The 7660-nt window shown below is 62.8% G+C and carries 9 protein-coding genes; 2 read left to right on the top strand and 7 right to left on the bottom strand.

Annotation, left to right across the window (positions count from 1 at the left end):
- Positions 1-94: 94 nt before the first annotated feature.
- Positions 95-853, top strand: coding sequence for a DUF2968 domain-containing protein (locus tag VFE81_RS13660; RefSeq protein WP_325045106.1), 759 nt, complete (start codon positions 95-97; stop codon positions 851-853).
- A 133-nt stretch (positions 854-986) separates the two neighbouring features.
- On the opposite strand, the gene VFE81_RS13655 is transcribed toward VFE81_RS13660, so the two are convergent.
- The 7 genes from VFE81_RS13655 to VFE81_RS13625 form a co-directional block, all read right to left on the bottom strand.
- Complete coding sequence (locus tag VFE81_RS13655; RefSeq protein ID WP_325045105.1) at positions 987-1304, bottom strand: DUF4148 domain-containing protein; 318 nt, start codon at positions 1302-1304, stop codon at positions 987-989.
- A gap of 266 nt (positions 1305-1570) precedes the next feature.
- Complete coding sequence (gene gndA / locus VFE81_RS13650) at positions 1571-2980, bottom strand: NADP-dependent phosphogluconate dehydrogenase (RefSeq protein WP_325045104.1); 1410 nt, start codon at positions 2978-2980, stop codon at positions 1571-1573.
- Between the two features lie 231 nt (positions 2981-3211).
- Positions 3212-3862: a DUF938 domain-containing protein gene (locus tag VFE81_RS13645; protein ID WP_325045103.1), complete on the bottom strand. Its 651-nt coding sequence runs from the start codon at positions 3860-3862 to the stop codon at positions 3212-3214.
- 12 nt (positions 3863-3874) lie between these two features.
- A complete protein-coding gene (locus VFE81_RS13640; protein WP_325045102.1) occupies positions 3875-4480 on the bottom strand; it encodes a pyridoxamine 5'-phosphate oxidase family protein in 606 nt (201 codons plus the stop codon).
- 136 nt (positions 4481-4616) lie between these two features.
- Positions 4617-5486, bottom strand: a complete 870-nt coding sequence (locus VFE81_RS13635; protein WP_325045101.1) for an NAD-dependent protein deacetylase — start codon at positions 5484-5486, stop codon at positions 4617-4619.
- Positions 5487-5536: 50 nt separating this feature from the next.
- The gene (locus tag VFE81_RS13630) at positions 5537-5767 is read right to left on the bottom strand and encodes an oxidoreductase-like domain-containing protein (protein ID WP_325045100.1); all 231 of its coding nucleotides are present in this window, start codon (positions 5765-5767) and stop codon (positions 5537-5539) included.
- A gap of 154 nt (positions 5768-5921) precedes the next feature.
- Complete coding sequence (locus VFE81_RS13625) at positions 5922-6686, bottom strand: SDR family oxidoreductase (protein ID WP_325045099.1); 765 nt, start codon at positions 6684-6686, stop codon at positions 5922-5924.
- A gap of 238 nt (positions 6687-6924) precedes the next feature.
- Between VFE81_RS13625 and VFE81_RS13620 the strand changes: the two genes are divergently transcribed.
- Positions 6925-7660: polysaccharide deacetylase family protein (locus VFE81_RS13620; RefSeq protein WP_325045098.1), on the top strand; the 736-nt coding region annotated here is incomplete at its 3' end.

Genomic DNA, 7660 nt, shown 5'->3' with positions numbered 1-7660 from the left:
CTTTTCGCTCACCGCTCGCACCGCCAGATTGTCCGGCATGCTTGACCGTCGGCGCCGTCTGAAGGTTTAGGGCGAGTCAACCGGAGGAACCGCCGTGAAAAGTCTCCTGAACCGCCGCAGCGTGCTGGCCGGCCCATCGCATCTCGTGCAGGTTGCGCGAGAGAACGCCGCCGATACCGTCTCGCCCGACGACAGCGAGGAAGCGGCGCTGGCCGCGACCGCCGGCGTCACACCCACCGCCGCTGCTGCGCCCATCCCGGCTGCTGAGCCGGCGCGGCCGGTGACGACGCTACGGCCGGTGCCGGTGGTACCCTCCCAGGTCAGCGCGCGCGGCGTGCAGATGGCCGACACCGCCGAAATCGAATGGCTCGCCGAAGAAGAAGCGCTGACGCCGTTCCGCGTGTTCCGCAGCTTCGCCTATTCGGTGAGCCTGCTTTTTCACGCGAAGGAACTGGCGTACTACGTCGCGCTGTATCAGGACGGTTCGCTGTGGCGCGCGCTCAAAGCCGCGGACCTCGAAGCCGCCGAAACGGCCTTCCATCACTTCGAGGAACAGGCGACACGGCTCTCGGACGGCGAAACGCGCCGCGCGCAACTCGAGGCGCAAAACGAACAGCTTGCGCGCATGATCGCGCGCTCCGAGGCGCAGGCCGAACGGCTGCGCACGGATCTGCAACGGCGCGGCGCGCAGGAACAGACAGTATCGAACCGTCAGCATCAGTTGCACAAGGAGGTGTCGCAACTGGAGGCGCAACGCGTGGCCGCGCAGGCGCATCTGAACAAGGCGCATCGGCAGATTCATCAACTCAATCTGACCAGCAACGAAGGGATTCCGCATTTGCCGAATCGTTGAATCGTGCCTTGAAATCGAGCTTACGGCCCAGCAGCGCCGTAAACGACAAAACGCCGCCCGGCAATCCGGTCGGCGTTTTTTTATTACCCGCCGCCTGTCAGCCAGGCGGCGTTTGCATCAGCTTCGGCGCAAATTAGTTGCCGAAGTAAACCGAGTTACGGTCGTTGCCGCTCACCGGACGGCCAGCTTGCGAGCTGCCGGCGATCGGTGCGCCGTAGCCGCTGTTCACAGCTTGAGCGGTGCCGTTCTGTGCATCGACACGTGCTTGTGCGGCCTGAATGTTAGCCGGATAGTTGATCTGATCGCTGATCGGGTTGTAGCCGGCCTTTTCAAGTTGCACGAGTTGGGCGTGGACTTCAGCGCGCGTAACCGGCTGGTTCGATTGAGCAAACGAAGCAACAGGAGCGACCAGAGCGGCGGCGACGACAACTGCAGAGATAAGGGTCTTCATGATGTAAACCTCCAGAACTTGTTTTTAATTCGCTTTGGGCTCGTTGTCCCGTAGCGCATAAGTAGAAGTTTAGGAGCGTCGACACCTAGGGGAAACCCCTAAAACGACGAAACTCTATTTCGATTTCCGCAACAGTAAGCGACTTGGCCGCCCCGCTATGCTATTTGCCTAATAGCTTTGAGCAATAATTGCCCGTCTCGATTTCAATCGGTCGCGTCGCCCGGCGCGCCTTGTGGCAAGCGCACATCGGGCCACGGTTCAAACGCCTAGCTCCAGTTCGCGTGGAAGCTGCCCGGCTTGTCGACACGCTCGAACGTATGCGCGCCGAAGAAATCGCGCTGTGCCTGCACGAGATTCGCCGGCAGGCGTTCCGAACGATATGCATCGAAATACGCCACGGCCGATGCGAATGCCGGCACCGGCACGCCCGCATTGATGGCGGCAATCACCACCTCGCGCAATGCCGACTGATAGTTCTTCGCGATGTCGCGGAAGTACGGATCGAGCAGCAGATTGGCGATCGCCTTGTCTTTCGAATAGGCGTCCGTGATCTTCTGCAGGAAGCGGGCGCGGATGATACAGCCGGCGCGGAAAATCTTCGCGATCGTGCCGTAGTCCAGATCCCACTTATATTCTTCCGACGCCGCCCGCAATTGCGCGAAGCCTTGCGCGTACGAAATCACCTTGCTGAAGTACAGGGCACGGCGCACCGACTCGATGAACGCGTCGCGCTCGGCACCCAGCGGCTTGGCCGCAGGCCCTTCCAGCACCTTGCTTGCGGCCACGCGCTGCGTCTTCAGCGACGACAGCACGCGCGCGAACACGGCTTCCGTGATCAGCGGCAGCGGCGCGCCGAGGTCGAGCGCGTTCTGGCTGGTCCACTTGCCCGTGCCTTTCTGCGCCGCGCGATCCAGGATCACGTCGACCAGGTCCTTACCGGTTTCCTCGTCTTTCTTGCCGAAAATCTTCGAAGTAATTTCGATCAGATAGCTGTCGAGTTCACCCTGATTCCAGTCGGTATAGACCTTGCCCAACTCTTCGTTCGACAGACCGACGACCTGCTTGAGCACTGCGTAGCTCTCTGCGATCAGCTGCATGTCGCCGTATTCAATGCCGTTGTGCACCATCTTCACGAAGTGGCCCGCACCGTCCGGCCCCATGTACGCAACGCACGGTTCGCCGTCCGGCGCTTTGGCGGCAATTTCAGTGAGGATCGGTGCAACCAGGTCATAGGCGTCGCGCTGACCGCCCGGCATGATCGACGGGCCTTTCAGTGCGCCTTCCTCGCCGCCCGACACCCCCGTGCCGATGAAATGCAGGCCGGCTTTTGCCAGTTCCTGATTGCGACGGATGGTGTCGGTGAAATGCGTATTGCCGCCGTCGATCAGGATGTCGCCCTTGTCCAGCAGCGGCTTGAGCGACGCGATAGTGGCGTCGGTCGGCTCGCCTGCCTTGACCATCAGCAGAATGCGGCGCGGTTTTTCCAGCGACTCCACGAACTCTTCCAGCGTGAAGGCCGGCACCAGCTTCTTGTCCGGATATTCGGCGATGAGTTCGTCGGTTTTCTCACGGCTACGGTTGAATACCGACACCGCGTGGCCGCGGCTTTCGATGTTGAGCGCCAGATTGCGGCCCATGACCGCCAGCCCCACCACGCCGATTGCCTGTTTGCCCATGTGAATTCTCCAGAGTCCAATGAATGTCGAGACGCCGCGCCGGAAGGAACGTCGGCGGGACGTCGAGGGTGAAAGGATAAAAGAAATGCCGGCTTGCCGCTCGCTGACGCGCAAGGAGCGGGGCTTCCGCCGCATGCGGTGCCTCGCTAGATACTTTATGCGGCGCCTCGTGATGCGCTTTATGACGCACCGCACGACGCCACTCAGGCACCTAGCACAGCCGAACGTCTGTCAGACCCGTGCGATGTCCGGGCGTTTCCTGAAAACCAGGCTGAAATTATTCGCCGGCATCGAGATCGGCTCGTCGCACACGAATCCGACCGATGCGCCTAACGCTACCACGGCTTCCATGTCGCGCACGCCCCACGCGGGGTCGCGGCTGCGCAATTGTTGATCGAACGCGTCGTTGCTCGGCGAAGTCTGCGCGCCGCCCCGTTTGTAAGGACCGTACAGATACAGTACACCGCCATCGGCAAGACGACGGCTCGCGCCGGCGAACAGCGCCTGCGTCGCGCTCCACGGCGAGATGTGAATCATGTTGATACAGACTACGGCGTCGAGCTTATCGAGCGTATGCAGCGTTTGCACGCCCCAATCCTCCTGATGCACATCGAGGGCGAGTGGTGCACGCACGTTCGCCAGCCCTTCGTGCGCGATCCACGCGACAATCGACGCACGCGCATCCGCATCGAGATCGCTCGGTTGCCAGTCAAGCCCAGGCATCGCGCGGGCAAAGCAGATAGCGTGCTGTCCCGTGCCGCTCGCGATTTCCAGCACGCGGCCGGTGGTGGGCAGCACCTCGCGCAATACAGCAAGGATCGGTTCGCGATTGCGTTCCGCTGACGGCGAGCGTTGTCGCAGCGCCGGATGGGAATCAGTCATGTTCACTTTGTTTCAGTACAGGGCCGTGCGCACGCGTTCGGCGAGTTCACGGTCGTAGGTCGCGGCGTCGAAACTCGCGCCATTGATGCGCCGATGGATCTCGCCCGCACTCGGCAGGCGCGAGCGTTCGACATGACGCGTCGGATCCCACAGCTTCGAGCGCACCAGCGCCTTCGAGCAATGAAAGTACACCGCATCGACGTCGATCAGCAGCACAGTGCGCGGCGGTTTACCTTCGACGGCGAAACTGTCCAGCAATTCCGGATCGTTGGAAATACGGCCGCGGCCGTTCACGCGCAAACTTTCGCCGACGCCCGGAATGACGAACAGCAGCGCCAGATGCGGCTCGGCGATGATATTGCGCAGACTGTCGATGCGATTGTTGCCGATGCGGTCCGGCAGCGCGAGCGTGCGTTCGTCGATCACACGCACGAAGCCCGGCGCGTCGCCGCGCGGTGAACAGTCGAGGCCTTCGGGACCGGCGGTAGCGAGCACAACGAAGGGCGCGACTTCGATGAACGCGCGATAGTCTTCGTTGACGTAGGGAATTTCTTTGCGCACTGCCCGCTCGTGGGGCTGACCGTAGATTGCTTCGAGCTGTTCGATCGTCGTCAACATCGGCGGACCTTTTGTGTGGCGGTTGCTTTTAGTGAGGGCGGTGCTGCGTGGAGCGAGATTCGGACTGGGATTATCGGCGATTTACGCGGACCGCGCGTGGCTCGGGCAACTCGGGCGACCGGTTCGGGCGGCCTGTTCAGCCCAACGCAAGACGGCCCGCCAGCGCGGTCAGCGTATCGGCACAGGGCGCGGCGATTTTCAGCGACAGCAACGCATCCGCGCGCGTGCGCCCCAGATTGATCGCGACGATCGGCTTACCCTGCTTCTGCGCCCACACGCAGAAGCGGTAGCCCGAATAGACCATCAGCGAGGAGCCGACCACCAGCACCGCATCCGCCGCGTCGAGCGCATGCGAAGCCGCTTCGACACGCTCGCGCGGCACGCTTTCGCCGAAGAACACCACTGCGGGTTTCAGCAACCCGCCGCAATTCGTGCACGCCGGAATGCGGAAAGATTCGAGATCATGCCACTCCAGATGCGCGTCGCCGTCGGCGGCGGTTTCGGCGGTGACGTTCAGCAACGCGGGATTGTCGGCTTCGAGCGTCTGCTGGATCGACGCACGCGAATGCTGCATTCCGCAGTCCAGACACGTCACGCCGTCAATGCCGCCATGCAGTTCGATCACCTCGCGGCTGCCCGCCCGCTGATGCAAACCGTCGACGTTCTGCGTGACGAGCGTCGGCACATGGCCCACTGCCTCGAGCCGCGCCAATGCGACATGCGCGGCATTCGGCTGCGCATCGGCCACTACCGGCCAACCGACCATGCTGCGAGCCCAATAGCGCTGGCGCATCGCCATCGTGCCGAGAAATTCCTGCAGGGTGATCGGCGGCGAACGCTTCCATTCGCCGTTGTCGTCGCGATAGCCTGGAATACCGGAGTCGGTGCTGATGCCCGCGCCGGTCAGCACGAACAGACGCGGATAACGCTGCACGAACGTATGCAGATCGTCCAGCGTGTGCGATTCGTTGAAGGGTTCGATGTGCGCGGGCGGAAGGTCGGTCATGACGGAGACGTTGTATGGCTGTGGCCTTGGCGTAAAACCGGAAACGCCGTTCAGCGGCGCGTGCGCGCTTTGCTCTGCCGTGCATGCACCGTTCGTGCCGTTCGCGCCTTCAGCGCCGCCTGCCGCGCTTGCCACTCGGCGAGCGCTGACTGATAGCGCTCGAGTGCTTCATCGTAGAGATCGAAGACACACGGATTGCAGCCGCTATGACAACAATCGTCGAGGTCGGGCTGCACGGGCGGCACCGGCTGCGGGTCGTCCTTGGGTGTGGCTCGGGGCACGGCGAATGGCTTTTTGCGAAAACGCGGAAGCACTCAGTATAATTTGATCTCCCGCGCTACGCGTGGCGGCGGCTCGCGACCTAAGCCCGCGCGTTCCATTCCCGTCCTAACCGTTTCCTTCAACCCGCCCATGCGACGATGCCCGGCGCCGCGCTCAGCCCCTGCCGACGAACGGCATCTTGCTCGCCATGATGGTCATGAACTGCACATTCGCCGACAGCGGCAATTCCGCCATATGCAGCACCGCGTCGGCGACGTGCTGCACGTCCATCAACGGCTCGACCGCGATTTCGCCATTCGCCTGCGGCACGCCGCGCGCCATCCGCTCGGCCATTTCCGTCGCGGCATTGCCGATGTCGATCTGCCCGCAGACGATGTCGTATTTGCGACCGTCGAGCGAAACCGCTTTCGTCATACCGGTAATCGCGTGCTTGGTCGCCGTGTAGGCGATGCTGTTCGGCCGCGGCGCATGCGCGGAAATCGATCCATTGTTGATGATGCGGCCGCCCCGTGGCGTCTGCTTTTTCATCAGACCGAAGGCGGCACGTGTGCAGAGAAATACGCCGGTGAGATTGGTGTCGACCACCGAGCGCCATTCGTCGATAGCGAGTTCGTCGATATCCACAGGCGAGCCGTTGCGGCCCGCGTTATTGAACAGCACGTCGAGCCGGCCTAGCCGCGCGCGGATCGTGTCGAACAGCGCGGCGACGCTATCGGCGTCCGTCACGTCGCAGGCCACGGCGAGTGCGTCGCCGCCGAGTTCCCGTGCTTCTTCGACCACGGCGTCGAGCGGCGCCTGGCGACGGCCCGCGAGTACGACGCTATAACCATGCTCCAGCAGCTTGAGCGCACAGGCTCGACCGATGCCGCTGCCCGCGCCCGTCACCAGCGCGACTTTCCTGATTCCCGTTCCTGTCACAGTGCGTCTCCTGCTCCGTTTTTTGGCCTTAGCACCATACAACAGCCGATCGCCCATCACAAACGCAACGTCGCGGCCGCCATCGCGAAGCATAACGTCTTTCAGCGTGCTTTCATTACTTATGGTTACCCTTCGCAACAGCGTCGAACGACGCATCAATGGTATCGTTTGCTGTTGCGCGTTACGCGCGATTCAAGGCCTTCCCAGGACGGAGGAAGGAAGACAGGAAGCACGCATTATGAAACTCTCCACGCCGCCGCAGGGCGCCCGGTCGGCGCCACAACGCCGCTGGCCGCGCACCGGCTATCCCGCGATGCTCACGGCCACCGCCGCCTGGCACATTTTCGTGCTGGCCGGATGGCTGCTGACGCCCGCCGCATGGCCGTGGTGGCTGGCCGGGATCTTCGCGAATCACGCTATTTTCACGGTGGCCGGCCTGTTGCCGCGCACTTCGCTGCTGGGCCCGAACTGGACGCGCCTGCCAGAAGGTGCGCTTAACGCAGACGCGATCGCACTGACCATCGACGACGGTCCCGACCCGGTCGTCACACCGCAAGTGCTCGATCTGCTCGACGCTTTCGCTGTGCGCGCCACCTTCTTCTGTATCGGCGCGAAAGCGCAGCGCTATCCGGATCTCACACGCGAAATCGTCGCGCGCGGCCATATGCTCGAAAACCATTCGCAGGTTCACGTGCATACGTTTTCGATCACGTTCCCGGGCGCACTCACACGCGAGATCGACGCTGCGCAGCGCACCTTCGAGTCATTGAGCGGTGAGCGGCCCATGTTCTTCCGCGCGCCGGCGGGGTTGCGCAACATCTTTCTCGAGCCCGTGCTGCGCAAACTCGATTTGCGGCTCGCGGCGTGGACGCGGCGCGGCTACGACACGCGCGAGCGCGATCCGCAGGTGGTGACGCAGCGACTGCTCGACGGCCTTGCCCCGCGCGACATTCTGCTGCTGCACGACGGCAATG

This window comes from Paraburkholderia sp., from assembly GCF_035656215.1.
In the GTDB taxonomy this organism is placed as follows: Bacteria; Pseudomonadota; Gammaproteobacteria; order Burkholderiales; family Burkholderiaceae; genus Paraburkholderia.
Note: the sequence above shows the minus strand (reverse complement) of the source record. Positions and strands in the feature narration are given on the sequence as shown.

Excerpts from the sequence above, each read along its gene's own strand:
- gndA (WP_325045104.1), bottom strand. The coding sequence starts at position 2,980 with ATGGGCAAACAGGCAATCGGCGTGGTGGGGCTGGCGGTCATGGGCCGC.
- VFE81_RS13645 (WP_325045103.1), bottom strand. The coding sequence starts at position 3,862 with ATGACTGATTCCCATCCGGCGCTGCGACAACGCTCGCCGTCAGCGGAA.
- VFE81_RS13635 (WP_325045101.1), bottom strand. The coding sequence starts at position 5,486 with ATGACCGACCTTCCGCCCGCGCACATCGAACCCTTCAACGAATCGCAC.
- VFE81_RS13640 (WP_325045102.1), bottom strand. The coding sequence starts at position 4,480 with ATGTTGACGACGATCGAACAGCTCGAAGCAATCTACGGTCAGCCCCAC.
- VFE81_RS13655 (WP_325045105.1), bottom strand. The coding sequence starts at position 1,304 with ATGAAGACCCTTATCTCTGCAGTTGTCGTCGCCGCCGCTCTGGTCGCT.